The sequence below is a fragment of the Pseudomonas halotolerans genome, from assembly GCF_039581215.1.
Lineage (GTDB): Bacteria > Pseudomonadota > Gammaproteobacteria > Pseudomonadales > Pseudomonadaceae > Aquipseudomonas > Aquipseudomonas tehranensis.
Genome location: NZ_JBCNTJ010000019.1, coordinates 1 through 25125, shown reverse-complemented (window position 1 = coordinate 25125; position 25125 = coordinate 1). Strand labels below are relative to the sequence as shown.

At 62.2% G+C, this 25125-nt stretch carries 20 protein-coding genes; 7 read left to right on the top strand and 13 right to left on the bottom strand.

What is annotated here, in order from left to right:
* Positions 1–21: 21 nt before the first annotated feature.
* Together AAIS01_RS22090 and AAIS01_RS22085 are read right to left on the bottom strand one after the other, a co-directional pair.
* Positions 22–789, bottom strand: a complete 768-nt coding sequence (locus AAIS01_RS22090; RefSeq protein WP_092396815.1) for an SDR family oxidoreductase — start codon at positions 787–789, stop codon at positions 22–24.
* Between the two features lie 24 nt (positions 790–813).
* Positions 814–1881: a phosphotransferase family protein gene (locus AAIS01_RS22085; protein ID WP_343470687.1), complete on the bottom strand. Its 1068-nt coding sequence runs from the start codon at positions 1879–1881 to the stop codon at positions 814–816.
* 180 nt (positions 1882–2061) lie between these two features.
* On the opposite strand from AAIS01_RS22085, the gene AAIS01_RS22080 reads away from it, so the two are divergent.
* The gene (locus tag AAIS01_RS22080; protein ID WP_047225728.1) at positions 2062–2457 is read left to right on the top strand and encodes a DUF4280 domain-containing protein; all 396 of its coding nucleotides are present in this window, start codon (positions 2062–2064) and stop codon (positions 2455–2457) included.
* A gap of 210 nt (positions 2458–2667) precedes the next feature.
* Here AAIS01_RS22080 and AAIS01_RS22075 read toward each other — a convergent pair whose 3' ends face one another.
* The 10 genes from AAIS01_RS22075 to tssB all read right to left on the bottom strand — a co-directional run bounded on the left by AAIS01_RS22075 (position 2668) and on the right by tssB (position 14522).
* A complete protein-coding gene (locus tag AAIS01_RS22075; RefSeq protein ID WP_343470685.1) occupies positions 2668–3213 on the bottom strand; it encodes a toxin-antitoxin system YwqK family antitoxin in 546 nt (181 codons plus the stop codon).
* Positions 3214–3226: 13 nt separating this feature from the next.
* Positions 3227–5236 carry a type VI secretion system tip protein TssI/VgrG gene (tssI, locus tag AAIS01_RS22070; RefSeq protein ID WP_343470684.1) on the bottom strand — a complete coding sequence of 670 codons (2010 nt, stop codon included), beginning with the start codon at positions 5234–5236 and terminating at the stop codon, positions 3227–3229.
* A gap of 43 nt (positions 5237–5279) precedes the next feature.
* Positions 5280–5948 (bottom strand): hypothetical protein, encoded by a 669-nt coding sequence (locus tag AAIS01_RS22065; RefSeq protein ID WP_343470683.1) that lies wholly within the window; start codon positions 5946–5948, stop codon positions 5280–5282.
* A gap of 14 nt (positions 5949–5962) precedes the next feature.
* Positions 5963–8506, bottom strand: coding sequence for a type VI secretion system ATPase TssH (gene tssH / locus AAIS01_RS22060; protein ID WP_343470682.1), 2544 nt, complete (start codon positions 8504–8506; stop codon positions 5963–5965).
* A gap of 1 nt (position 8507) precedes the next feature.
* Entirely contained in the window at positions 8508–9533 is a 1026-nt protein-coding gene (tssG, locus tag AAIS01_RS22055) for a type VI secretion system baseplate subunit TssG (RefSeq protein WP_343470681.1), read from the bottom strand.
* Positions 9497–11287 carry a type VI secretion system baseplate subunit TssF gene (gene tssF, locus AAIS01_RS22050; RefSeq protein ID WP_343470680.1) on the bottom strand — a complete coding sequence of 597 codons (1791 nt, stop codon included), beginning with the start codon at positions 11285–11287 and terminating at the stop codon, positions 9497–9499. Before tssF ends, tssG begins: the two co-directional genes overlap by 37 nt.
* Positions 11271–11714 (bottom strand): type VI secretion system baseplate subunit TssE, encoded by a 444-nt coding sequence (tssE, locus tag AAIS01_RS22045; protein ID WP_343470679.1) that lies wholly within the window; start codon positions 11712–11714, stop codon positions 11271–11273. Before tssE ends, tssF begins: the two co-directional genes overlap by 17 nt.
* A 13-nt stretch (positions 11715–11727) precedes the next feature.
* The gene (locus AAIS01_RS22040; protein WP_046063980.1) at positions 11728–12225 is read right to left on the bottom strand and encodes an Hcp family type VI secretion system effector; all 498 of its coding nucleotides are present in this window, start codon (positions 12223–12225) and stop codon (positions 11728–11730) included.
* A gap of 227 nt (positions 12226–12452) precedes the next feature.
* Positions 12453–13934, bottom strand: coding sequence for a type VI secretion system contractile sheath large subunit (tssC, locus tag AAIS01_RS22035; RefSeq protein ID WP_053145385.1), 1482 nt, complete (start codon positions 13932–13934; stop codon positions 12453–12455).
* A gap of 30 nt (positions 13935–13964) precedes the next feature.
* Positions 13965–14522, bottom strand: a complete 558-nt coding sequence (gene tssB / locus AAIS01_RS22030; RefSeq protein ID WP_343470678.1) for a type VI secretion system contractile sheath small subunit — start codon at positions 14520–14522, stop codon at positions 13965–13967.
* 224 nt (positions 14523–14746) lie between these two features.
* Here tssB and AAIS01_RS22025 point away from each other — a divergent pair, with 224 nt between their 5' ends.
* The 5 genes from AAIS01_RS22025 to tssA are packed head-to-tail and all read left to right on the top strand — an operon-like array spanning position 14747 to position 22269.
* A complete protein-coding gene (locus AAIS01_RS22025; RefSeq protein ID WP_343470677.1) occupies positions 14747–15211 on the top strand; it encodes a type VI secretion protein in 465 nt (154 codons plus the stop codon).
* Positions 15212–15263: 52 nt separating this feature from the next.
* A complete protein-coding gene (tssK, locus tag AAIS01_RS22020) occupies positions 15264–16595 on the top strand; it encodes a type VI secretion system baseplate subunit TssK (protein ID WP_343470675.1) in 1332 nt (443 codons plus the stop codon).
* 18 nt (positions 16596–16613) lie between these two features.
* Complete coding sequence (locus tag AAIS01_RS22015; RefSeq protein ID WP_343470674.1) at positions 16614–17375, top strand: DotU family type IV/VI secretion system protein; 762 nt, start codon at positions 16614–16616, stop codon at positions 17373–17375.
* Entirely contained in the window at positions 17372–21193 is a 3822-nt protein-coding gene (locus AAIS01_RS22010; RefSeq protein WP_343470673.1) for a type VI secretion system protein, read from the top strand. Before AAIS01_RS22015 ends, AAIS01_RS22010 begins: the two co-directional genes overlap by 4 nt.
* Positions 21190–22269: a type VI secretion system protein TssA gene (tssA, locus tag AAIS01_RS22005; protein WP_343470672.1), complete on the top strand. Its 1080-nt coding sequence runs from the start codon at positions 21190–21192 to the stop codon at positions 22267–22269. Before AAIS01_RS22010 ends, tssA begins: the two co-directional genes overlap by 4 nt.
* A 5-nt stretch (positions 22270–22274) precedes the next feature.
* Here tssA and AAIS01_RS22000 read toward each other — a convergent pair whose 3' ends face one another.
* Positions 22275–23219, bottom strand: coding sequence for a 2-hydroxyacid dehydrogenase (locus AAIS01_RS22000; protein ID WP_343470671.1), 945 nt, complete (start codon positions 23217–23219; stop codon positions 22275–22277).
* Between the two features lie 401 nt (positions 23220–23620).
* Between AAIS01_RS22000 and AAIS01_RS21995 the strand changes: the two genes are divergently transcribed.
* Entirely contained in the window at positions 23621–24901 is a 1281-nt protein-coding gene (locus AAIS01_RS21995) for a serine/threonine transporter (protein WP_343470670.1), read from the top strand.
* Positions 24902–25125 lie beyond the last annotated feature (224 nt).

Here is a 25125-nt window from a genome sequence, read left to right as displayed (position 1 = left end):
GCTCCCACAGGGGAAACATCATCAGGACAGGAAACCCCCATCCACATTCAACGCCACACCGGTGGTATAGCTGGACGCATCACTGGCCAGGTACAGCACCGCGCCGGCCATTTCGCTTGGGTCGGCCACGCGCTTGAGCGGGATCTGCGCCAGGGCGGTTTTCAGGATCGCGTCGTTCTTGACCAGCGCCGAGGCGAACTTGGTGTCGGTCAGGCCCGGCAGCAAGGCATTGCAGCGGATGCCGAATTGCGCGCATTCCTTGGCGAACACCTTGGTCATGTTGATGACGGCGGCCTTGGTCACCGAATAGATGCCCTGGAAGATCCCCGGCGAAATGCCGTTGATCGAAGCCACGTTGATGATGCTGCCGCCACCGTGCTCGCGCATCAGTTTGCCGGCTTCCACCGACATGAAGAAATAGCCGCGAATGTTCACGTCGACGGTTTTCTGGAACGCCCCCAGGTCGGTGTCCAGCACGTTGCAGAACTGCGGGTTGGTGGCGGCGTTGTTCACCAGGATGTCCAGGCGCCCGAACTGTTCGCGGATGCCGGCGAATACCTGGCTGATCTGCTCCATTTCACCGATGTGGCAAGCGATGGCGGTGGCTTTGCCGCCCGCAGCAATGATGGCATCGGCCACGTGCTGGCAACCCTCGAGTTTGCGGCTCGAGACGATCACATGGGCGCCTTGCTGGGCCAACAGTTTGGCGATGGCCTCGCCGATGCCGCGGCTGGCGCCGGAAACGAAAGCGATTTTACCGTCGAGGTCGAACAACTGAGTCTTGGACATGCTGTTTCCTTGTTATAGGTGCGCTCAGAGCGTGGATTTGCTGATGACCTGCAGGCTCATCTGCTCCAGCAGTTTGTTCATCTGAACGAACTGCGCGAAGCGTTTGTCCTGGGTCTGGCCATGGAAGAAGCGGTAGTAGATCTGCTGGACGATGCCGGCCAGGCGGAACAGACCGTAGGTGTAATAGAAGTCGAAATTGTCGATGCGGATCCCGGAGCGTTCGGCGTAGTAATCGACGAACTCGCGACGGGTCAGCATGCCCGGTGCATGGCTGGGCTGGCGGCGCATCAGTTGTACCGGGGCGGGGTCGCCGGCTTCGATCCAGTAGGCGAGGCTGTTGCCCAGGTCCATCAGCGGGTCGCCAAGGGTGGTCAGTTCCCAGTCCAGTACGCCGATGATCTGCATCGGGTTTTCCGGGTCGAGGATCACGTTGTCGAAGCGGTAGTCGTTGTGCACGATGCTGGAGGTGGGGTGATCGGCGGGCATTTTGTCGTTGAGCCAGGCCTTGACCGCCTCCCATTTCGGCGCGTCCGGGGTCAGGGCTTTTTCGTAACGGTCGCTCCAGCCACGAATCTGCCGGGCCACGTAGCCTTCAGGCTTGCCCAGGTCGGCCAGGCCGCAAGCCTTGTAGTCAACCTGATGCAGTTCGACGAGGCGGTCGATGAAACTCTTGCACAGGGCTTCGGTACGGGCGGCGTCAAAACCCAGTTCCGCTGGCAGGTCGGAGCGCAGGATGATGCCCTTGACCCGTTCCATCACGTAGAACTCGGCCCCCATCACCGATTCATCGGTGCAGTGCACATAGGCTTTCGGGCAATACGGGAAACCTTCGCGCAATTGATTGAGGATGCGGAATTCACGGCCCATGTCGTGGGCGGACTTGGCTTTATGGCCGAATGGCGGACGCCGCAGCACAAACTCCTGTTCAGGGTATTCCAGCAAGTAAGTCAGGTTCGAAGCGCCACCGGGAAACTGGCTGATCTGCGGCGTGCCGGTGAGGCCTGGAATATGGGCCTTGAGGTACGGGTCAATCAGACTGGCATCGAGTTCTTCACCGTCGCGGACACGGGTGGACTGATCAGTAAACGCCATGCTTATCCCTTCTGCTTATTTTGGAGGCCATCGATCATTGGTTAATCTAATGGCAGGTGAGGGGCGTCACAAGCACGCCAAGGTCTTATAGGTTAGCGTGTTGCAGGATAATCAGCGGGCCTGATGCCGGGTGGATGAGCTATGGTTTCAGCGTCTGTCGCTTTTCAGGGAGCCATCGCGATGGGATGCCCGCAAGTCTGTGGCACCGCAACCTTGCAATGCAGTTTCGGCGCGGCCCCGGCGGTGCTCAATGTGCTGCCGGTCAATCGTCTGCTGACCGGCGGGATGCCGGCGGCGAATATCATGGATCACATCCCCCTGGTGAACATCACCACCTTCGGCATGTGTCAAAGCCTGGCTAACCCGACCGTCGCCGCTGCGACCGCCGCCGCATTGGGCGTGCTGACCCCCATGCCGTGCATTCCTGCCACCGCAACCCCGTGGATCCCCGGCGGCCCACCAACCCTGCTGCTGGGCAACATGCCGGCCATCGATGCCAACAGCACCCTGATGTGTACCTGGGCCGGGGTCATCAAGATCGTCGTGCCGGGGCAGGTGCAGATGTTGATTCCTTGATGGGTGCAGATTCCACACTGTCCTTAGATGATTGCAGGACTATGCCCACTGAAGATCCCCTGTGGGAGCGGGCTTGCTCGCGAAGAGGTCGGTACATTCAACATCACTGCAACTGACCCACCGCTTTCGCGAGCAAGCCCGCTCCCACATTGGATCTTCAGTGGACACAAATTTTGTGCTTGCCTCAAATCCCCTGTGAGGGCGGTGTGTTCAGGCTTGTGCCGGGTCATTCCAGCGCCTGAACCACCAGCGTACCCTGGAGATCGGCTTGCCATCAGCGTCCAGTGGTCGCCCGTCTGCGGCGTAGGCGTGTGCCGGCTCCAGCAGTTGGCCGTTGAGGTAGCGGGCGTCGACGGCGGGGTTGCCATTGGGGTGCATGCGTCGATAACGACCGTCACGCACACCGTCACGATAGAACTCGGACTCGGCCACTTGCCCGTCGGGGAAATAGTTGTTCGCTTCACCGTGCAGCAACCCACCCCGATAAGTGGCCTGACGCTGCAGCCGGCCTTCGGCGGCATAAAAGCTCGCCACGCCCTGCAGTTTGCCTTTGACGAAGGGCAGCACCGCCGAGACTTTGCCGTTGGGGTGATACAGCGTGCTGGTGCCTTGCAGTTCACCCTGTTGGTAGTTGAGTTTGGCTTGCGGGCGCTGAGCCTCATCAATCTGCAGCGGACCGTCCAGATGGCCGTCGACCAGTTGCCCGCTCAGGTGGCTGTCGTCACGCTCAAGGTCGAGTTTTTTTTTCGAGGCCATCGGCGCACTCCTGTCAGTTGACCTTCACCAGGCCGCCCTTGATGGTCAGCATGCCGCCACCGTCCACGGTCTGTTCGGCGGCGGCCTTGTTCACCAGACTGACGCCGGCGTCGTTGGTCAGGGTGGTGCCGGCCTTGTTTTCCAATGACGTACCGGCCTGGTTGCTCAGGGCGGTTCCAGCCTTCTGGCTGATGGACGTGCTGGCCTGGGCCGCCAGGTCCGCGCCGCTCTTGATCGCGAAGCTGCCACCGCTTTGCAGGGTCAGGGTGCCACTGACCTTGATGGTCAGGTTGCCGTCCACCGTCAGCTCATAGTTACCGCTGACCTTGTGCGCGTAGTTGCCCCCGGTGCTGTGATTCTGGTCTGAACCCACGGTCACCGTGCGGGTGTCTTTCACATCGAGGCTGTCGCTGCCGGTCTGGATGGTCACGCTGCGTTTGCCCTTTTCCAGGGTGACGGTCTCGTCACCTTCCTTGACCGTACGAGTGCGAGCGTTCTGCACCGTGAGGGTTTCATCGTGACCGACCGTGGCGGTGGTGTCGTTGAGCACGTTGATGTTGAAGTCTTTCTGAGCCTGGAGAAAAACCTCCTCGGCGTCTTTCTTGTCCTCGAAGCGTAACTCGTTGAAACCACCGCCGCCTTTGGACGAATTGGTCTTGATCCCGGACTGGGTCTGGTTGGCCGGCAGCGCGTAGGGCAGGGCGTTGTCGCCGTTGTAGACGCAGCCGGTCACCAGGGGTCGGTCGGGATCGCCGTCGATGAAGGTGACGATGACTTCCTGGCCGATGCGCGGCACGAACTGCATGCCAAATCCCTTGCCGCTCCAGGGCAACACCACCCGCACCCAGCAGGATGAACTCTCGTCGTTCTTGCCGGTGCGGTCCCAGGGAAACTGCAACTTGATCCGCCCGTATTCGTCGGTCCAGATTTCCTCGCCGGCCTTGCCCACCACCCGTGCGGTCTGAGTGTGCATGCGCGGTTTTGGCGTGGTGCGGGTCGGTCGATAAGTCGTGGCCTTGGGAATCGCCTCGAAGCGGTTTCGGTAGCTATCGTGGCTGGCTTCGTGGCTGACCGAGGTCACCACCCAATCGATATTCAGCGTCGAGTCTTCATGGCCGGCGAGGGTGAACCAATACCCCGGCACCAGCCAACGGCAGTCGCTTTCGCCGACAAAACGCTTCTCCTGGCTGCGCAGGCCATCCACCCGCTGCTTGGTCAGTGCATCGCCCTGGGCCTTGGCGGTATAGCCGCCCGGATGTTCGTACATTGAACTCGCCCCGGCCACGGCTTCTGCCTGGCTGAAGAGCGATGTGGTCGGCGTGGTGAATTCATAATCGGTGGCCTGGTAAACCCCGGCCACCGCCTGCAGGCACACCTGCCCTGAGCGGATGCCGTGCAGTTCTCGTTCACCCATTTTCTGCCCGAGATAATTCACCGTAGGGCCATTGGGGATCGGCAAGAAGGCGTCGTTGCTGTCGGCCAGGACCAGCGTGTGCTTGCCGTCTTCATGGCTGAAGAACCAGAAAATCCCGTCTTCCTCCAGCAGGCGCGAGACGAAGGCCAGATCGGTTTCGCCGTATTGCACGCAGTATTCACGTGGGGTGTAGCTGCCACTGAGCTTGAGCTGGAAGTCGGTGAAACCATGGGCCTTGAATATCGTGATGACGATGTCCGACGTGGCGAGGTTCTGGAAGACGCGGTTGTTGCTGGCCAGGCTCAACCACCAGAGCCAGGGCCGGAGCAAAAGCTGATAACGCTCGGCGGTGGCATCGGCCGGCAGTTGGCGAATCTCGGCCACCAGCCAATCCAGCGGGCGCAGCAGGGCGTCCTTGTGCAGCGTGGTGGTCACGTGGCTGGCGACGGCTGTGGTGAGGTCCAGCGAGGCGCCGTCGTTGATGCCGTTGAGAATGTGCGAACCCAAGGCATTGAGGCGTTCTTCGCCGGAGATCGAATCGGGGTACAGCGCCGACAGCGAGCTGGCGGCGAGGGAGAGGGTGGTATTGCTGTCGGTGGAGCGGGGCATCAAGCGTCCTCGGCAGGGCGTGGAAAACGACGACCGTTGTCGTTCAGCTCGTCACATCGAAAAGGATGGGGCGGTGATCGGGGCCGGACATATCGAACACGTGGGCGAGGCCGGTGATGTCGACCGGCACGACCTTCACGTCCACCGATGCCAGTACCCAATCGAGAATGCCGCCCTTGTTCTGGGTCTGCTGGCCGTTCCAACACTCATAGGCAAGCCCCGCCGTATCGAGCTGTCCTACGTTTTTATATTCCAGGTTCAGGTCACCTGTTGCGACCCATTTACCGCCCAGGGACGTACAGGATTTGAGCTGGCTCTTGGTCACACCATTCTGGCCGGACTTGAAGTGTGCGAGGAATACGTAGCCCGTATAACCCTTCACGCCGTTGGCCTCCACCGCAATCAAATCCCTGTTCAGGGTAAACAGGCTGCCCTGGCTGATCACTTGCAATTGCTCAAAGCTTTTGACCATGACGATGTAGGCGTTCGAATAGCCGCCAGTAAAAGCATAAACACTGTAGTTCTTGTAGATGGCAGCCAGGTTCGAGCGGTAGTTGTCGATTTGCGCCGAATGTATCTCACACAAAAAAACGATGTCCGCATCCCAGTAGCTGCTGGAGCAACAGTTGTAGAGAAAGATGTCCACCTGGGTTTGCTTTTCCAGGGTGGAAGACTTGCCATTTTTTTCAACGTTGAAGCTAGCGATTCTCATGAGCCCTGTACTCCTTACTCCAGCACCCACTCCGCCAATTTCCCTGTCACCTGTGTCATCAACACATTCTCGACATCCCGTGCCCCCGCCGCGCTGCATTTGGCCAACACGGCCTTGACGATCCCGGCATCGAATTCGAACGCCTTGCCGGTCGCGGCCTTGTAGCGCCCGCGCAATTTTTCCAGTTTTGCCAGCACGATCCCTTCCAATGTCGCTTCATCCAGCGGCCGGTACGCCACCACCGTCATGCGCGCCAAAAACGCCGGGCGGAACGCTTGCAGCAGCACCTTGTGCAAGGCTTCGTTGAAGGCGTCGGTGCCCAGTTGCGCCACCGGCGTGTCCAGCAACAGTTCGGCGCCGACGTTGCTGGTGGCGAGCATCACGGTGTTCTTGAAATCCACCACCAGGCCGGTGCCGTCTTCCATCAGGCCTTTGTCGAAGACGTTGTAGAACGCTTCGAGCACATCCGGGTGGGCCTTTTCGATTTCATCCAGCAACACCACCGAATAGGGTTTGCGCCGGACCGCTTCGGTGAGCACACCACCGCTGCCGTAGCCGACATAGCCGGGTGGGGCGCCCTTGAGTTGGCTGACGGTGTGGGCTTCCTGGTACTCCGAAAGGTTGATGCTGATCAGGTTGCGTTCGCCGCCATACAGGGCATCGGCCAGGGCGTAGGCGGTTTCGGTCTTGCCCACGCCGGTGGGGCCCACCAGCAGGAACACACCGACCGGTTTTTGCGGATCGGTAAGGCCCGCGCGGTAGGCCTGCAGGCGCTGGGCAATGGTGTTCAACGCGGTGTCCTGGCCCATCACCCGCAGGCCCATGCGCTGGCCGAGGGTGCGCACGGCGTGGGCTTCATCGGCGAGCATCTTGCCCACCGGAATGCCGGTCCAGCCGGCGATCACGGCGGCGACGGTCTTGCTGTCGACCTGTTCCGGTACCAGCGGATCGTCCTGGCGAATGGCATCCAGGCCGGCTTCCAGACGCAGCAGTTCGGCGGCCAGGTGGTCGATGCGGTTATCGATCTCGGTGTCGGGTTTTTCACCGTCGGCGCGTTCGCTCAAGGCCAGCAGTTCGCGACGGGTGTCGAGCAGTTCGCGCACCGCTTCGCGCTCTTCGCCCCAGCGGGTCTCCAACTCGCGGATGGCCTGCACGTTGGCGCCCGACTCGGTTTCCAGGAGGGTGATCCGCTCGCGGTGATCCAGCCCTGTGGCCTGTTCACGGCGCAAGCGTTCGACTTCGTCCTTGAGGCTGTTCTGCCGGTGGCGCAGGCTTTCCAGCGGCGGCGGCACATCGTGTTGGCCGAGGGCGACCCGGGCGCAGGCGGTGTCGAGCACGCTGATGGCTTTGTCTGGCAATTGCCGCCCGGAAATGTAGCGGTGGGACAGTTTCACCGCCTCGTGAATGGCCGCGTCCAGCACTTGGACGCCGTGGTGTTGTTCCAGTTTGGTCGCCACGCCACGGAGCATTTCCACGGCGGTGAGCTCGTCCGGTTCTTCGACCTGCACCAACTGGAAGCGCCGGGCCAGGGCCGGGTCTTTCTCGAAGTATTTTTTGTATTCCAGCCAGGTAGTGGCGGCCAGGGTGCGCAGCTCGCCTCGGGCCAGGGCCGGCTTGAGCAGGTTGGCCGCATCGCTGCCACCTTCAGCACCGCCGGCACCGATCAGGGTGTGGGCTTCGTCGATAAACAAAATAATCGGTTTTTCCGCGCTGCGTACCGCGTCGATAACGCCTTTGAGGCGCTGTTCGAACTCGCCCTTGACGCCCGCGCCGGCCTGCAACAGGCCCAGATCCAGCACGCGCAACGTGACTTCCTGCAACGAAGGAGGCACGTCGCCTGCGGCGATGCGCAGGGCCAGGCCCTCCACCACGGCGGTCTTGCCGACGCCCGGTGCACCCACCAGGATCGGGTTGTTCTGCCGGCGCCTGAGCAGGATATCGATGCATTGGCGTATCTCACCGTCGCGCCCGACGATGGGGTCGATGCGTCCGGCCCGAGCATCGGCGGTCAGGTCCTGGGTGTATTGGTCGAGCACCGGGTCCTGTTTCTGTGGTGCCTCACCGGGTTTTGCCGGGCGCACGCCGCCGACCTGTTCCCGAGAGCTTTCGGTCCATTCCAGCAAATGGGCGCGCAAGGCCTCCCGGGGAATGCGCAACAGCGACGAAGCACTGTTGAGCAACAGGCTGCGACGCTCATCTCGGTCCAACAGTGCCAGCAACAACAAGCCGGAACGGATGCTGTCCAGGCCCAGCACGCTGGCCTGTACCACGGCGTCTTCCAGCAGGCCGATGGTTTGCGTCGACAGGGCCGGCGTGCGGGTACTGCCGGATTTGAACAGCTCCAGGGCCTTGTTGATTTCTGCCGCCACCGCGTCGCGCTCCAGGCCGAAGCGTGGCAGCAGACAGGCGAAGTCACCGCCTTCAATGTCCAGCAGTTCCAGCAACAGGTGCTCGATCTCCACATAGTGGTGGCTGCGTTGCAGGCAGCGCTGCGCGGCGCGCTCCAGAGCGCGGCGGTTGTCCGGGTTGAGGCGTCCGATCAGGCTGGCCAGTTCCATTTCAGGCGATCTCCGGCTGACGAAGGCGAGTTTCGATCCGTTGTACGGCAAGGTTCGGCTGGTGTTGCAGGCCACCGTTCCAGCTCAAGCGTGGCGGCGCCTGGCGAACCAGTTGCAGGGGCCCGGCGCCACGGATCAGCAGCACCAGGGTGCAGTCCAGATCGGGGCCGAAGTACAAGGCGTAAAGGCTGGCGAGTAACGGATGGGTCTCGCCAGTGGGCAACAAGGTATTGGCCTGGGCGGCGGTCAGCGGTCCGAGGGTCATGCGCACGCCGGCATGTTCGTCCCAGACCCGGATGCCGGCTATCGCGCTGTGGCCCAGGCGCAAGTTGCGCCCGCCGGGCTGCAAACGGCTGCGGCTGGCGGGGGGGATTTCACGCCAGCCACCTTCGTAGGCGGTCAGTTCCACCGGCAGCCCGAACTGTTCGCGCACGACTGCCGCAAACCCGGCCAGAGAGCGCCGGCCATCGGCGTACAGCGCGGTACACGCCAGCACGCCAGCATCGGGTGCGGCCTGGCGTTCTTGCAAAGCCTTGGGCAGCAGGCCGGTCAACGCGCGCAGTTGTGCCTGCACGGCAGACGCCGCCGGTGCAGTAAAACCCAGGGCGATGCGGTGTTTGCGCATCACTTTGTAGAGCAAGCTGAGCAGGCGATGCTGGAACAGGTCGAGAAACTCCGCCGGCGCATGATCGCGCGCCCGTGCCCGCTGTTGCAGCCATTCCTGATAAGCGTAGGGCAAGGGACCGTCGGGGCCGCCGAGGCCAAAGATCGGCGTGGTCAGAACGGGCGCCGTGCCGGGCTCCTGCTTCAGGCTTTCGACTTCACTGGCGGCGAACAGTGGTGTCAACGGCCCACGCAGGCGCAGGGCTTCGGCATGGGGCGCGGTGCCGCTGCCCAGGGTTTCGGCCTGGGGCTGTTCGCGTTCCAGCACCAGCAATGCCTGAAGCCATTCGAAACGATGCGGATCGCGGCGCAAGCGTTGGCTCAGGTTCAGAGCGTCAGGGGTTTGCCGGCTTGGGGTTGCCATGTTTTCACCTCCCTGTCCGATTGAACCAGCACGGTGCGCACGAACCGATTGGCGGTGGCATAGAGGGAAAAGAACTGTGCCAGCACCCCGGAGAACAGCACGGCGCTGCTGCCGACGAAGTGTTGCGGGTCCAGTTGCAGGCGCACTTGCAACCCGTTGCGCCACCCGCGCCAGGCGTCTTCGCCGACATGGGCGATGACCCGGTCACAGGCCAGTTCCAGCACCCCGGCGATCTGTCGTCGGGCACTGGCTTCGTCCCGCAGGTTGTGCAATTCGAGAATTTCCCGCAGCGCGTCCAGCGCCTGGGGACCTTCCACCAGCGACAGGTGATTGAGGGTCAGTTGCGACACGAGCCGCCAGCGCGATTCGCCATCCAGGCGTGGCAGGCTTTGCGGGCTGGGCGGGTTGCGCAGGCGAGCCCAGGCCACCGGTCCGGGACGCTCAAAACCCAGTGCCGTGCCGGACGGCAGGCTCTGGGCCAGATGCCGGTTGGTGCACAGCAACTCCGCAGTGAGGCTGTAGTCCCGCGTGTCAGCCAGGGGATCGAACTGAGTGTCCACCAGGCTGACCATCAAGTCGGTCCCTAGACGATTGGGGCTCATGCCGTTGACTCGTCGTGCATGCCAGTAACAGGCCTGGTCATTGCCGTGCTGGCTGCCGTAATAGGCCGGGACTTTGCGCACCCCCTGGCTCGACATCGCGCGCATGCCGCGGATGCTGTGGATCTCGACGCTGTTTTCTCGATGACTGTCGGCCACCAGGCGGTATTCGCTGCGAGTGCCGTCGGGGCGTAGCGGCTCGGATGTTCTGGGGAACAGGTTGATCACTGGCGCGCAGCCCAGGGCGATGTCACTGGCCTGGAGCGGCAGGCGGCTGACGGGCGCACGGTCGAACACGATGTACAGGTACAACGATTGGTTGTCGCTGGTCGCCCCGGCCAGTGGCAGGTCGAAAAAACCGAATTTGTCGGGGAAAGCGAAGTATTCCGCCAGCAGACGCATGCCGGGATGCACACCGTCCTCGTCCGGCAGCAAGGCTTGATCACTGGCGAAACCGACGATCTCAGGCAGACCAGTCAGCGGTTCCGGTACGCTGCCCGGTGGGCCGGCCAGGACCTTCACGGCATGGGCGCCTAGCAGGTCATACAGCCAGGCGTTGATCATCGGTGAGGCTGCCAGGTGTACCCGCAGGGAATCGATCCCCAGCGTCGACCATTGGCTTTCCCCCAGGCAGTGCAGGTTCAGGCGCAAGGCCGAACGCGCCTGAACCACTCCCGTCAGCGCTTGAGCCTCATCGCTGCCCAGCAGCAACGCTTCACTGACTTCGATCGGCCACAGGCGCACGGCGGCCGTGGTGCGAAAATGAATGCTCTGCCCCTTGTCGGTGGTGACGAACAAGGGCGTGTCCCGGGGCAGGGGATAACCTTCATTGAGGTTGCCTTTGCTCGGGTCGGGCTCGAACTGCACGATGGCGCAGGACGGCAAAGGACGCAGGGCCAGGGGGTAAAGCTGTTCGAGCAAGGCGTCGCTGAACTCGGCATAGTCGTCGTCCAGTCTTCGCTGCAAGCGGGCGGCCAGCAACGCGAAGCCCTCCAGCAGTCGCTCGACATGCGGGTCCGGGCATTCGCCGGGAGACAGCTCCAGGCGCCTGGCGACCTTGGGGTAACGTTCGGCGAACAGGCTCCCGGCATGCCGCAGCCAGGTCAGTTCACGCTGGTAATAATCCAGCAGTTGCGGGTCAATCGAGTCGCTCATGTCGTACCTCAAGGCCGTCGCTGGCGGGCTCGATGACAAATGCCACGGGCCATGAGTGCTGGTCGCCGCGCAACTCGCCCAATAGCCGTATGTTCAGTTGCTGGGGATGACCCGGCACAGGGTTGACCTGAACCTCGCCCAACCGCAGGCGCGGTTCGAAGTGGTTGATGGCCTGGCGGATCTCGCGGGTCAGTTGGCGACGGTCATCGCTGCGCTGCTGCTGTAGCGCGGTCCAGTCAGCGATGCCGTAATCCAGGATGCTCGGCGGCTCGGTCAGCGCCTTTGGGCCGCGTCGGGTGTTGAACAGGCGCATCAGTTCGGCATGCACCGAGTCCTGCAACGCCTGCCGGTCGAACGCCCGCTCAGGGTCGTGCGCCGGGCTGGCCAGGCGATCGAACAGGGGCGGGCGAAGCCCAAAACCAGCCATGGGCGCGGCGTCCTTACTTGGTCATCTTGTTGGCCGCCAGGTCCCACGTCGTGCCCGCCGTGCCTTCCTTGGTGCCGTCGTCTTTCTGCGCGGTGAGTTCCCATTTGATCTTGGTGAAGTTCAGCGACAGGGTTTCCACCGGTTTGCCACCGGTGCCGCCACTGACGCTGACATTGGACAGCACGACGTTGGTCAGGGTGTAGATGATGAAGGGCATGAGTTTGCCGCTGCCTTCGGCAGCGTTGCGGCCGATGGTAATGACGGCTTGCGGGATCGGTTTGCCGGCGCAGCAGTATTCGTTGAGGGTGGGGGTGGAACTGTCGACGAATTTGGTCAGGGTGAATTCGCCAATGTGGGGCCGGCCGGAGGTGCGTTCCGAGTTGCTGACGTCGTTGGTGACCTGCATCGCCACGTTGTGGCTGTAGGACATGACTTCGATTTTGTCGGTGAAGCCCTCAAGCAGGCTGTCGCCCTTGATGTCGCCGCCGAGGTCGAGAATGATCGCATCCATTGTGTGGAACTCCAGAAAAAGACAAATGAGGTAGTGCCCGATACCGTTAAAAACGAACGCCGAACCTGTGGCGAGGGGATTTATCCCCGCTGGGCTGCGCAGCAGCCCTCCAAGCAGTCAACTCAATCTGCCTGACACACCGGGTTGCTGGTATTCAGGGCCGCTTCGCGCCCCAGCGGGGATAAATCCCCTCGCCACAACAGCGCCCTCGCCACAGGTTTCAACCGTCAGGCCGCTACCGGCGGCGGCAGGGTCGCCACCAGGCGGATCGAGGCGGTCAGTTCCTCAAGCTGGAAGTGCGGGCGCAGGAACACCGTGGCCTTGTAGGCGCCGGGCTTGCCAGCCACCTCCGTCACGTCCACCCGGGCTTCGCGCAACGGGTACTGCGCCTTGATCTCTTGCGGCGCGTTGTCGTTGATCAGCACGTAATCGGCGATCCAGTTATTGAGGTAGGTCTGCACGTTGTCGCGGGTCATGAAGCTGCCGACCTTGTCGCGCATGATCACCTTCAGGTAATGGGCAAAACGCGAAGCCGCGAGCACATACGGCAACATCGCCGAGATTCGCGCGTTCGCGTTGGCCTCGTTGGTGTTGTAGAGCTTGGCCTTGTTGGTGGTCTGGCCGCCGAAGAACACTGCCACGTCACTGTTTTTCTTGTGGCACAGGGAAATAAAGCCCAGGTCATTGAGTTCTTTTTCGCGCCGGTCGGTGATCGCCACTTCGGTCGGGCATTTGAGCGACAGGTCGCCTGAGCTGGTGCGGAAGGTATGGGCCGGCAGGCCTTCTACCGCGCCGCCGCCTTCGGCCCCGCGGATCGCCGCGCACCAGCCATATTTGGCGAAGGCTTCGGTGATGCGTTGCGACAGCGCCCAGGCGGCGTTGCCCCACAGGTATTTGCTGTGGTCGGTGCCATTGACGTCCTCGACGTAATTGATGCCTTCCACCGGCAGCGTGTCCGGGCCGTAGGGCAGGCGCAGCAGAAAGTGCGGCAGCACCAGGGACACGTAGCGCGAGTCTTCGCTTTCGCGGAACGAGCGCCACTTGATCAGTTCCTGGCTTTCGAAAATCTTCGACAGGTCCCGAGGCACCGCCAGTTCGGTGAAACTGGTCATGTCGAACAACCGGGGGCTGGCGGCGGCAATGAACGGCGCGTGCGCGGCGGCGGCGACGTTCGACAGTTTTTCCAGCAGCCCGATGTCCTGGGGATGGCGACCAAACGTGTAGTCGCCCACCAGCAGGCTGAACGGGTGCCCGCCGAAGGTGCCGTATTCTTCCTCGTAGATCTTCTTGAACAGCGCGCTCTGGTCGAACTCGACGGCTTTTTCCAGATCGTTCTGCAGTTCTTTCTGGGTCACGTTGAGCAGGCGCAATTTAAGCCGCGTGCTGGTTTCGGTGTTTTGCACCAGCAGGTGCAGGCCGCGCCAGGAGGCTTCGAGTTTTTGCAGCTCGGGGTGGTGCAGCACTTCGTTGAGCTGGGCGCTGATCAACTGATCGATCTGGCTGATGCGGTCGTTGATCATGGCCACAGTGTCCTTGTCGATGGCCATGCCTTCGTCGAGGACCTGGGTGGCGAATTCGGCCAGCATGTCGCGGGCGTAGTCCTGCTGGCTGTCGTCGTGGGCCATGCGGCCTTCGGCGATGATCTTGTCCAGCAGGGACAGGGTCTGGGTCGTGCTCTCGCTGGTTTGAGCGCTGGATGAAGCAGGCATGGCTTTATCTCCCTTGAGTGGTGAGCACGATCAGGCCTGTGGTTCGGCCGGGGCTGGGTCATCGTTGGCGGCGTCGGTCGGCAGGTCTTGCGCATCCTGAGGGCGGGCTGACTTGATCTCTTGCAGGCCTTCGGTGTTGGCGATCACGTCGCGCAGCAGCTTGTCCAGGTCATCGTTGCCGTCAAGCTTGGTCAGCAGGTCGCGCAGGCGCTGGCGCGCCTCGAACAACCGGCGCAGGGGCGTGACCTGCTCCACGACCTTGACCGGGTCGAAGTCGTCGATGTGGCGGAAGTTGAGTTCGATGTTGAGCTTGCTGTCGTCACCGCTGAGGGTGTTGTTCACCTGAAGGGTGGCGCGAGGCGAGATGGAAGCGAGTACCTCGTTGAAATTGTCGCGATCGATCTCCGTGAAACGCCGCTCGTTGAGCTTGGGCAGTGGGTCCAGTGGTTTGCCCGAAAGGTCGGCCAGAATGCCGACCACCAGTGGCAATTCTTTCTTTTCGATGGCATTGCCGATTTCCACGTCATAGGTGATCTGGACGCGGGGGGGACGGACTCTGTCGAGCTTGTGCTGGGTACTTTCTGCCATGGCGGCCGACTCCGATGCATGTAGGGGAGCAATGCATCGGGGGGCCCGCTCATCGCATTCCCTTGCTGATCCGCAGGTTGCAAATGGAGGGCAGTAGACCTGTCATTCCCTTGACGAACCTGGTGCATTCGACTGTGTGCGTCGAACTATCCAAGACGCTAGAACAGGTCTATAAAAAAGCAAGCAAAAACAATTTTTGACCGCTGAGAAAAGGAAGATTCATTTTGCGTGTCTTTTTTTCCGGATTTTTTTTGAGCCTCGCGCTCACCGGTTGCTCGCTCTTTGCCCCTAGCGTGGACCTGGACAGCCTGACCCTGGATGTCGCGCCGCGAGCCAATGACGACACTCCCATCGCGGTGGATTTTGTCGCCGTGAACGACCCGGATCTGCTCAAGCAACTGGCGGGCATCACCGCCCGCCAGTGGTTCGCCGAGCGCGAACAGTTCCAGCGCGACTATCGTCAACTCATGTCGGTATGGGGCCTGGAGCTGGTGCCAGGGCAATTCATCGACCGCCAACCCTTCCCATTGGAGGGCCGGCGCGCCGCTGGACTTTTGGTCTTCGCCAGCTATAACACTCCCGGAGCCCACCGGCTTCGGCTGGACGATCAGCGCAAGGCCTGGCTGAAGTTCGAAAGTCGTGAGATGACCCTCGTCAATGACGGTCAGCTCAACGCCCGTCAGCCTTGAATGATCGCGGGCCGCCCTGGGGCGGTGTCATTGGGATGTCGAAGGGAGTCGTATGAGTCTGTTACCTGACGCGGTTTGCTGGCACGAGGGCATGCAACTACTGCCCCAGCACTTCCAATTGCAAGGGCTGCGCGCCGAGGCCCTGGCCGCGCATTTTGCCGGTGCCTGCAACCCATGGTTTTGGGGTGTCAGCCAGTTGGAAGTCGACCCCTCGGCTCTCAGCGCCGGCCAGGTCCGGCTCTTGCAACTGCAGGGCACCTTGCCGGACGGGTTGCCGGTCAACGTGCAAGCCGGGGTCGGGCCGACCCTGGATTTGGACATCACCGAGGCGGTGAACAAGACCGACGACGCGACGGTGACGGTGTTCCTGGCCATCAGTCCGCTCTGGCGCGCCGGGCAATTGCTGCCGCTCAAGGGACGCCTGCAATCGGTCGTGGGGGACGCCTTGCCGGACCTCACCAGTGGCGAATTCCCCGAGTCCATTACGGTGTGGCGGCCGAACCCTCGGCTGTGCACGCAATTGAGCAAGGCCGACTCTATCTGCTTGCCGCTGTTGCGTATCCGCAAGGAAGGCGGAGGATTCCTGCGAGTGCCCTACACACCACCGACGCCGATCCTGTTGCCGGAATCGATTCTTGGTCGGCGCGTGGCCGGGTTGTGTGCCCGGGCACGGGAGAAGTGCCTGTTCCTGGCCGGGCGTCTGCGGCAGGCCCAAGCGGCCGGCAACCAGGACGATGCAGTGGAGATTCGCCGCCAATTGACGGCGTTGTGGGCGCGATTGCCGGAAGTCGAAGGCGCATTGAACACTCGAGTCGCGACGCCTCAGGCATTGCACGGCCTGTTATTGGGGCTGGCCGGAAGCTGGTCGGCGCTCGATCCGCTGGCCGGTGTCCCGGCCTTCGCGCCGCTGGATTTTCTGGAGTTGCAACGCGGCTATGAACCGCTGCTGGACTGGCTGGAAAACACCCTGGAGCTGGTCCGCGCCGGTTATCGCAGCGTGGCCTTCGAGCGCGATGACCAAGTGTTCTCGATCCAGTTGCCCGACGACCAGCCGAACCAGCGCCTGGTGATCGGCCTGCGTATGCCCAACGGTGCCAGTGAGCAAGCCGCGGCCGAGTGGCTGCGCGGGGCGATCATCGCGTCGGCGCCGCACATCCCGTTGTTGAGTCGCCAACGCATGAGCGGTCTGCCCCATCAGGCCATGAGTCGCAACGAGCAAGTGGCCTACAGCGTGGGAGACGACACCCGGCTGTTCGTCGTGGCCGCCAGTGGGCAATGGTTCGATGGGCAATTGCCGTTGCACATCGTAGCGCCGGCCTCGCATCAGGCCAGCAGTCCGTGGCAAGTGGTGTTGTTTGTCGCGCAAGCCGGTGAAAGCGCCTGATCGTAAAAGGGGAGTCGTATGCCTGACGGAAGTGGCGGGGCGGTTCGGAGTCTGCATGAGGCACCGCTGAGCAGTGCGTTTCGTCAGGCCTGGCTGAAGTGGTCCCAGGAGTGGCAGGACTTGCCCAAGGACAGTGATCCCGCGGTATTGGTCAGCCGGGTGGTGGAGTTCTCCGGGCGCAGTGCCCAGCGTTTGTGGCGGGTGGCATTCGCCACCGTGGGCGATGCGGCGACCGAGCAGGTCAAGGCGTTGGTCTACGCGTTCGTGGCGCTGGTGGACGAGACCTTGCTGTTCACCCCGTGGCCGGGACAACTGGCCTGGCAGCAGCATCCCCTTGAATCGCGCATGTATTCCAGCCGCCAGGCCGGCGAACGGTTGCCGGCTGCCATCAAGAAATTGCTGGATGAGCAGATGCCCGGCACCCGGGACCTGGCCAACGTTTACCTGCAGTGCCTGATTCTCGGTTTTCAGGGCCGATTACGTGGCGAGCCCGGTCAAGTCCAGCACGAAAAATGGCGTCTGGCGCTGTTCACGTACGCTTGGCAGCACGAGCCCGATTATGTCGATGTCAGCGAACGCCTGGCGCTGCCATCGGCGGCCATGCCGGTGCGCGTCCCGGCCCAGCAGTCGCTACCGGACGGGTTGCGCCTGGGGCTGGTGATCCTGGCGATGGTGTTGTTGCTGAGTGGGTTGGGGCAGGTGTTCTGGCGTGACATTCGGTCGGAGCTTGAGCCGGTGCTGCAACTGAACGAGTCGGTGGTTCAGGAGCAGGACTCATGAGCCTCTTGAGCATCGTCGCCCTGGTGTTGCTGGCGATGGTTGCGGTGCTGCTGATTGCGGCGGCGATCTGGTGGCTCCGCACCCAGGGCGGCGCGGCCATCCGCAGCTTCTATGGGGCGGTGCGCCACATGGAACAGGAGCAGGGCACCCGGGACCGTTACCAGATGCCCTGGTTGCTGATGCTGGGCAACGAGGCCGATGGCGCACAGTTGTGCGCTCAATGGCGCTTGCAACCGACAGACAAGGCGGCGTGGTTCGGGCGCTGGTGGTCGGATGCCGAAGGCGCAGTGCTGGTGGTGCCCCAGGCGCTGTTTTTGCCCGATGAGGGCATGAACATGCAACGGGGCAACTGGTGGCGCCTGTTGGGACTGATACTGCGCCTGCGCAGCAGACGGCCGCTGGACGCGGTGATCTGGACGGTGCCGTTCGGCAAGCTCGATGACCTCGAACAGACGACCGAGCTGAGTCTCAAGGTGCGCCGCTGTTTCATCGACCTCTTGCAACGGTTCGGCCTGAGTTTGCCGGTGTATGTGGTGATCACCGGGATGGAAGAACTGCCGGGGTTCCAGGAACTGGTCAGCGCATTGCCCGCCCAGGCCCGGGAATCGACGCTGGGCTGGTCGTCGCCCTACGCGCCCGATGCGGCGTGGCAATCGCAATGGAGCGATCAGGCGCTGGATCAGGTCAACGCCGCGCTGTCTCAGTCGATCATCGAAATCGGCGCGTTGTCGGGGCAGTTGACCAGCGATCTCTATGGTTTGCCGGAGCGTTTCGAAGGATTGCGGCGCGCCATGCAACTGCTGCTGGAGCCGGTTTTTCAGGGCAACGCGCAAGGCGAGGCGCCGCGCTTTCGCGGCGTGTACTTCACCGCCAGCCAGGCTCCCTCGGTCACCGGCGATGGTTTGTCCGCCAGCGACCGCGTGTTGCGCCAAACGGTGTTTGCCCGGCAATTGTGGTCACGCCGGCTGGTGGCCGAGCGAGGCCTGGCTCAGCCGGTGCCGCGCCTGCTGCGTTTGCGCCAACGCTGGCATCGACTGGCCGGTGGAGTGGCGCTGGTGGTCGGGGTGGTCTGGCTGGGGAGCATGGTCTGGGTCTGGCACGATTCCGTCGCGCAAGCTCAGGAGTTGTCGCGGTTGATCCTCAGCGCGCACAAAAACCATGTCGTGGTCGACCCCGATAAACCGCAACTGGAGCCGACCCGACAGAACGTGCAGAACTATTGGAACGTGCTGGAAAAGGCCCCGCGCTGGCGTTTTGTCTCGGTGGTGTTTCCGACGTCATGGTTCTCCGGTGTGGACGCACAACTGGATAACGGGTTGCGCATGACCGCCCGCCATCATTGGATATTGCCGTTGCGTGACCTGCTGGCCTGGGACCTCGAACAGCTCAAAGGCATCCGCAATACCGAGCGACGGGGCAATGTGGAAAGCGAAGACCCGGCGCAATGGCAAAGTTATGTGAAGGCCAAGGATCTGGTGGAACGTGCGGTGCGTCTGGAACAGCACAATCAGATGTTCAGCCAGGCGGTGAACAACCCCAAGGCGCCGTTGGACGAGCTGGTGCAACTGAGCAATAACGCCCTGTCGCTGAACCTCAACACCGGAACCTTGAGTCGGGCACGCTTCTACAATCGGGTGCTGTTCGATGCCCAAAATACCGATCTGAAGGGCCTGGACCTGAACGCCGCGCGCCCGGTGATTACCGATAATTTCATGGGCCTGATGCAGCGCTGGCTGGATCAGTATTTCCTGGCGGACAACTTCGTGCGCCAGGCCGGTTACCTGAAGCTGCATCTGCAACGGCTTGAGGCCGGCGGTGGCAATTCCTTGAGTGAACTTGAAGAGCTGATGGCGTTGGTCGATGACCTGCAGAGGCTCGTCAGCCTGACTAACTCGGCCTGGGGCCGAGGCAAGGGGCAGGACCTGGTGCCCGGTTACACCCAGTTGCTGGACAAGGTGGGCCACAGCACCCTGCTGGGGCCGGATCTTGAGCAGGATCTGGAGAGCCAGGCGGCAAAACTGCAGCAGAGCTTTCGCGACCAGTGGGTTGTCCAGACCGGCTCCAGGGACAATCTGTTGGTCCAGCAGGGCAGTGGGTTGCTGGTGCTGCAGGAGCACGTCACGGCGCTGGACAACGCGGTGCAAGCGCTGTTCAAGCGTGACTTCGTGGCGTTGGCCATGCAGAAGGCACCGTCGGACAGTAGCGCCGATGCGATGGGCCGGGGTGACCGCGACGATTTCAGCGTTGCCCTGAACTACTTCGCCAGCTACCAGAGCTACGCCAATGAAGAACTGCCGCGCATCCCGCCGGATTATCGGGGGGCGCTGATGGAGGCCGCTGAAAGCGCGGCGGCGCGGGCCATGTGGCTGAGTCTGGATGAAAGCGAGCAACCGCTGCCGGGCATGAGTTTCAATGTGCAGACCTCCCAGGCCGTTGCCCTGCAAAAAGCCTTCATGGACGTGAAACGCAGCGATCTGGCGATTCGTTTTCAGCGTCTGCTCAACCGCCGCGCATTGGCGCAGATCCAGAGTGGCCTGGACGAAATCGACGCCCAGCCACTGTTTACTCAACGCACCGCTGTCCAGCAATGGAACGGCTCGAAGAACTTCGGCTTGCAGTTGTACGGCGCCACTGATCCTCAAGACCTGAAGCTGAGCCTGAACCAGCAGTTCGGCGCCATGCTGCAAATCGCCGAGCAACGCATGCCCGCACTGGAATGGCTGATTGTCCAGCAGGATAACCTGTCGGCCCTGGAGCACGATCAAGTCAGCCGGTTCATGGCGCTCAATGACGAACTGCTCAAATATAAAAACCAGAACCCGGCCAGTGCGGCTGCCCAACTGGAGCAGTTGGTAAGCCGCGATTTCATCGAAATGGACACCGCGTCTTGCGCGCAGATTCTACAAACATCCAGCCTGCCCGGAGGGCGCGGCGACCTGGCCGTGCGCACCGTTTCCCTGCAACAAGGCGCCTTGCAACGGTGCCTGTATCTGCAACAGAGCCAAGCGGCGATGGCCTGGAATGACCTGGCCGATTACTTCAATCAGTACCTCGCCGGGCGCTTTCCGTTTTCCCAGGATGTGCGGGCCAGCGATGCCGACCCGGCGCGGGTCCAACGCCTGCTGGAGCTGATCGACACGCGGCTGCCCCAGGCACAGGCCGGGCTGGCCCTGAGCCGAACGCCGGAGCGACTGGCGGCGGAGGATTTTCTCAACCGTTTGAAACAGGCCGGTGCCTGGCTCGGGCCGTTGTTCGTGCGGGACAAGAGCGGCCTGCTCGGCGTGGAAATGGACGTGCGCTGGCGAACCGACCGCGAGCAGGAACGCGGCGCGGATCAGGTGATCGCCTGGGGGCTCAACGCCGGCAATCAACAGATCAGCTACCCTGGTGAAACCGGACAGAATCTGCGCTGGATGGTCGGCCAGCCGGTGAGTTTGACTTTGCGTTGGGCCCGTAACGGTTACCAGCGTCCGGCCAACGACCCCTTGCAACCCGACCTGGTGGTGCGCGATCTGGAGGCCGGTTGGGAGTACCAGGGGCCATGGTCGTTGCTGCGCCTGATGCGTTCACTGGTGTCAAGCCAGCGCCAGCCGAATGCCGACTACACCGACTTCCCGCTGACCCTGCAACTGCCGGTGACGGCCCAGACCCATGCGACCACGGCGCAACAGACTTTGATGTTCCTGCGTCTGTCGCTGATGAGCCAGGGTTCGAAGCTGCCGCTGTCGATCCCGCCGCTGCCGACCCAGGCACCCCGTTCACCTTTCATGGCGAGCTCATCGAGCCCCGCCATCGCCACCCGCGAGGAGGGTTTGTGAGCTTGCCGATATCCCCGTTGCCCGAACTCATCGCGCGGTTGCTTGAGCCGATCAGCGTCGAATCGCCCTGCGGCCAGGATCTGCGCTACGAACCGGAGTTCGACCGGTTGCGCCAGTTGCGCCGTGAGGACGATACCAGCTTGCCCACCGGTGTATGGCAATCCTCGATCAAGCGTGCCCAATGGCCGGAACTGGAAAGCCTTGCCACTGCGCTGCTGCTCGAACGCAGCAAGGATTTGATGATCAGCGCCTGGCTGGGGGAGGCCTGGTTGCACCTGACAGGGCTGGAAGGATTGCCGGGCAGCCTGGCGTTGGTGGCGGGGTTGTGTGAGCGCTACCCCGAGCAGTTGTATCCCCGGGCCGATGACGGTGACCCGTCGTGGCGGGTGATTCCGCTGGAGTGGCTGGCCCGTCGCTACAGCGAAGTGTTACTGACGCGGGTGCCCTTGTTCGATGGCCGGGACCCTGATTTAGAAGGGTTCTGCCTGGCCGACTGGCAGCGTTTGCAGCGCCAGCAGGTGTTGGTCAACGACAGTAAAAACGCCAAGGCCTCGGCGGAAGTTGCGCGCAACGACCAGAAAAAACTCAGCGAACTGATTCGCACCACACCCTTGTCGTTCTGGCTGCATCGCCAGGGCAGCCTGATGCTGAGTCTGCAACACCTGCAACGACTCGAAGCATGGAGTGATGCATGCCTGGGCGATCAGGCCCCGGGCTATACCTCCCTGCAGGACGTGATTCAGGCCTTGCTGACATTGATAGAGGAGTTCATTGCAATGAACCCACAGCAACCCACCGTCGTGCCGGCACCTGCGGTGACGCCGCAAACCGCCCCGGCGCAAGCGGGCGCCGCTGTCGCCCAGGTTTTTCAGGAACCGGCCAGCCGTGAAGAAGCCTATCGCCAGTTACTGGTCATTGCCGGCTACCTGGCCCGCACCGAGCCCCACAGCCCGGTGCCCTATTTGATTCGGCGCGGCGTGGAGTGGGGCAACAAACCGTTGAGCGAGCTGCTGGGCGAACTGATCAGTGCCGATGCCGAATCCAGGCGTCTGTGGACGCTATTGGGCGTTCTCTAACGCTCCTAGTCGGGCAAGCGCACCGGCGTCAGCACCGGTTTGCCGGAAAAGAACGCAGTCAGATTCTGGCCCACCAGCTCTACCATGGCGCGGGTCGCTTCCGGCGACAGACCGGCCACGTGGGGTGTGAGGACGACGTTGGGCAGGTTTTTCAGCGCCTGCGGCACCTCGGGCTCGTGATCGAACACATCCAGAGCCGCTCCGGCAATTCGCCGTTGCTCCAGGGCGCTGACCAGATCGTCGGTAGCCACCACGCTGGCCCTGGCGACGTTCACCAGAAATCCTTTTGGGCCGAGCGCATCGAGGGTCTGCTTGTTGATCAACTGCCGGGTATCCAGGCCGCCGGGTGTGGCGACGATCAGGAAGTCCGAGATCCGCGCCAGTTCCGTGGGCGTGGCGCAGAAGGTGTAGGGCACGTCATTGCGTACCCGACGATTGTGATAGCTGACACTCATATCAAAGCCCAGGGCGGCCCGCTTGGCGATCGCCATGCCCACCGCGCCAAGGCCCAGCACACCCAGCCGCTTACCGGCCAGGGAAGGGCGCGCACTCCTGGGCCATTCGCCCCGGCGCAGGGCGGCATCGCAATAGGGGATGTCGCGCACCAACGCCAGTAACAGCGCCATGGCATGGTCGGCTACCGACGACGCGTTGACCCCGGCGCCGTTGGTCACCACCACCCCGCTCTGGTGGGCGGCCTGCAGGTCCACCTGTTCGTAGCCGGCGCCGATCACGCAGATGATTTTCAGGTTGGGCAGGGCGGCAATTTCTTCGGCCGTCAGACCCAGGGGGCCGCGGGTCAATACCGCGCTGAACCGTTCTCCATGTTCATAAATCGCCGTCCTGCGTTCGGCAGGCGTGGGAGCCAGCTCCAGGTGATAGCCCTGTCGCTCAAGAATGGGCAGGTACTCGTTGACGGTTTCAACCAGGACAAGAACGGTTGCGGTCATGCTGTGCTCCTGTGGGCTATAAGACTACGAAACCCTGTTGGGAGCGAGCCTGCTGGCGATAGCGGTGTCTCAGGCAATACCAAGGCTGGCTGATCCATCGCTATCGCGAGCAGGCTCGCTCCCACAGGGTTTTGTGCATTATGGCTTAGCGTGCGCGGGCAGTTGTTTCATCTGTTCTGAGTGTAGGAGCTGGCGCAAAACGGCGATAGGCCGGCGGCTTCATTCCCCAGCATTATTTGTGGCAGATGCGCCGCCTTCACGACCACTCCTCAGCTAAGTCTTTGCTTCTGCTCGTGAATCCCGGACAATCGCGCCCCTGTTTCGGCCAGGGCGCTGCCTGTCGGGGTTTTCTGACTCGTCCCGGCCGGGTGCATGTGACCGGAATGCGGAGATCCGACCGGATGAATGATCAGGCCACTGGCGTCGACGAACGCTTTGAAACGACAGCCCCAACGACGCTTAGCCAATGGGGACGCCATGACACCACCTGGATGCTGGGCCTGTTTGGCACCGCCATCGGTGCAGGTACTCTGTTCTTACCCATCAATGCGGGCCTGGGCGGCTTTTGGCCGCTGCTGATTCTGGCGTTGCTGGCGTTTCCCATGACGTTCTACGCCCACCGGGGGCTGACCCGTTTCGTGTTGTCCGGCCGTGACGGCGCGGACATCACCGAAGTGGTGGAAGAGCACTTCGGCCTTAAGGCCGGTGCACTGATCACGTTGCTGTACTTCTTTGCGATTTTTCCGATCCTGCTGATCTACAGCGTGGCGCTGACCAATACGGTGGGCAGTTTCCTTGCGCATCAATTGCATATCCAGCCGCCACCTCGGGTGGTGCTGTCGCTGGTGTTGATCCTGGGGTTGCTGGCGGTGGTGCGATGCGGTGAGCAGGCGATCGTCAAGGCCATGAGCTTGATGGTCTATCCGTTTATCGTAGCGTTGCTGTTCCTGGCGGTGTTTCTGATCCCGCACTGGAACGGTGGCATCTTGACCACAGCGTCCACATTGCCTGAACCTTCGGCGTTGCTGCACACTTTGTGGCTGGCGATTCCGGTGATGGTGTTCTCGTTCAACCACTCGCCGATCATCTCGGCGTTTGCGGTGGATCAGAAGCGTCGCCATGGTGACAACGCCGAAGTGCGCAGTTCGCAAATCCTGTCGCGCGCCCATGTGCTGATGGTGGTGATGGTGCTGTTTTTTGTGTTCAGTTGCGTTTTGACGCTTTCCCCGTCGCAACTGGCTGAGGCCAAGGCGCAGAATCTGTCGATCCTGTCGTACCTGGCCAACCACTTCAGTAACCCGACCATTGCTTTTGCCGCGCCGTTGATTGCGTTCGTGGCGATCTCCAAATCCTTCCTGGGGCATTACATTGGCGCCAGCGAAGGCCTCAAGGGGTTGATCGTCAAGAGCGGTCGCCGTCCGGCGGCCAAGACCCTGGACCGTGTGACGGCGGCGTTCATGCTGGTGGTGTGCTGGATCGTCGCCACCCTTAACCCCAGCATCCTGGGCATGATCGAAACCCTGGGCGGCCCGGTGATCGCGGCGATCCTGTTCCTGATGCCGATGTACGCCATCCAGAAAGTCCCGGCCATGGCCCGTTACCGCGGCCAGGCGTCCAATGTGTTCGTGACGCTGGTAGGGGTGGTGGCAATCACCGCGCTGGTCTATTCCCTGACAGCCTGACCCGATCCTTGTGGGAGCGAGCTTGCTCGCGATGGCGTCGAGTCAGCAGTATTGATGTCGACTGATCCACCGCTATCGCGAGCAGGCTCGCTCCCACAGTTTTTCGAGGTGTGCATAGAAGCAGCGTCAGGCACAGATCCCCTGTGGGAGCGAGCCTGCTCGCGATAGCGGTGGTTCAGTTTGCATCGAAATGACAGGCATAAAAAAACGCCGCCCCTCGCAAG

Bases quoted from the DNA above. Each gene is read 5' to 3' on its own strand.
- AAIS01_RS22000 (WP_343470671.1), bottom strand. From the start codon at position 23,219: ATGACCGCAACCGTTCTTGTCCTGGTTGAAACCGTCAACGAGTACCTG.
- tssC (WP_053145385.1), bottom strand. From the start codon at position 13,934: ATGCCTGCTTCATCCAGCGCTCAAACCAGCGAGAGCACGACCCAGACC.
- AAIS01_RS22065 (WP_343470683.1), bottom strand. From the start codon at position 5,948: ATGAGAATCGCTAGCTTCAACGTTGAAAAAAATGGCAAGTCTTCCACC.
- AAIS01_RS22075 (WP_343470685.1), bottom strand. From the start codon at position 3,213: ATGGCCTCGAAAAAAAAACTCGACCTTGAGCGTGACGACAGCCACCTG.
- AAIS01_RS22015 (WP_343470674.1), top strand. From the start codon at position 16,614: ATGCCTGACGGAAGTGGCGGGGCGGTTCGGAGTCTGCATGAGGCACCG.
- AAIS01_RS22010 (WP_343470673.1), top strand. From the start codon at position 17,372: ATGAGCCTCTTGAGCATCGTCGCCCTGGTGTTGCTGGCGATGGTTGCG.
- tssF (WP_343470680.1), bottom strand. From the start codon at position 11,287: ATGAGCGACTCGATTGACCCGCAACTGCTGGATTATTACCAGCGTGAA.
- AAIS01_RS22085 (WP_343470687.1), bottom strand. From the start codon at position 1,881: ATGGCGTTTACTGATCAGTCCACCCGTGTCCGCGACGGTGAAGAACTC.
- tssK (WP_343470675.1), top strand. From the start codon at position 15,264: ATGAGTCTGTTACCTGACGCGGTTTGCTGGCACGAGGGCATGCAACTA.
- tssG (WP_343470681.1), bottom strand. From the start codon at position 9,533: ATGGCAACCCCAAGCCGGCAAACCCCTGACGCTCTGAACCTGAGCCAA.
- tssE (WP_343470679.1), bottom strand. From the start codon at position 11,714: ATGGCTGGTTTTGGGCTTCGCCCGCCCCTGTTCGATCGCCTGGCCAGC.
- AAIS01_RS22090 (WP_092396815.1), bottom strand. From the start codon at position 789: ATGTCCAAGACTCAGTTGTTCGACCTCGACGGTAAAATCGCTTTCGTT.
- AAIS01_RS21995 (WP_343470670.1), top strand. From the start codon at position 23,621: ATGAATGATCAGGCCACTGGCGTCGACGAACGCTTTGAAACGACAGCC.
- tssI (WP_343470684.1), bottom strand. From the start codon at position 5,236: ATGCCCCGCTCCACCGACAGCAATACCACCCTCTCCCTCGCCGCCAGC.
- AAIS01_RS22040 (WP_046063980.1), bottom strand. From the start codon at position 12,225: ATGGATGCGATCATTCTCGACCTCGGCGGCGACATCAAGGGCGACAGC.
- AAIS01_RS22080 (WP_047225728.1), top strand. From the start codon at position 2,062: ATGGGATGCCCGCAAGTCTGTGGCACCGCAACCTTGCAATGCAGTTTC.
- tssH (WP_343470682.1), bottom strand. From the start codon at position 8,506: ATGGAACTGGCCAGCCTGATCGGACGCCTCAACCCGGACAACCGCCGC.
- tssB (WP_343470678.1), bottom strand. From the start codon at position 14,522: ATGGCAGAAAGTACCCAGCACAAGCTCGACAGAGTCCGTCCCCCCCGC.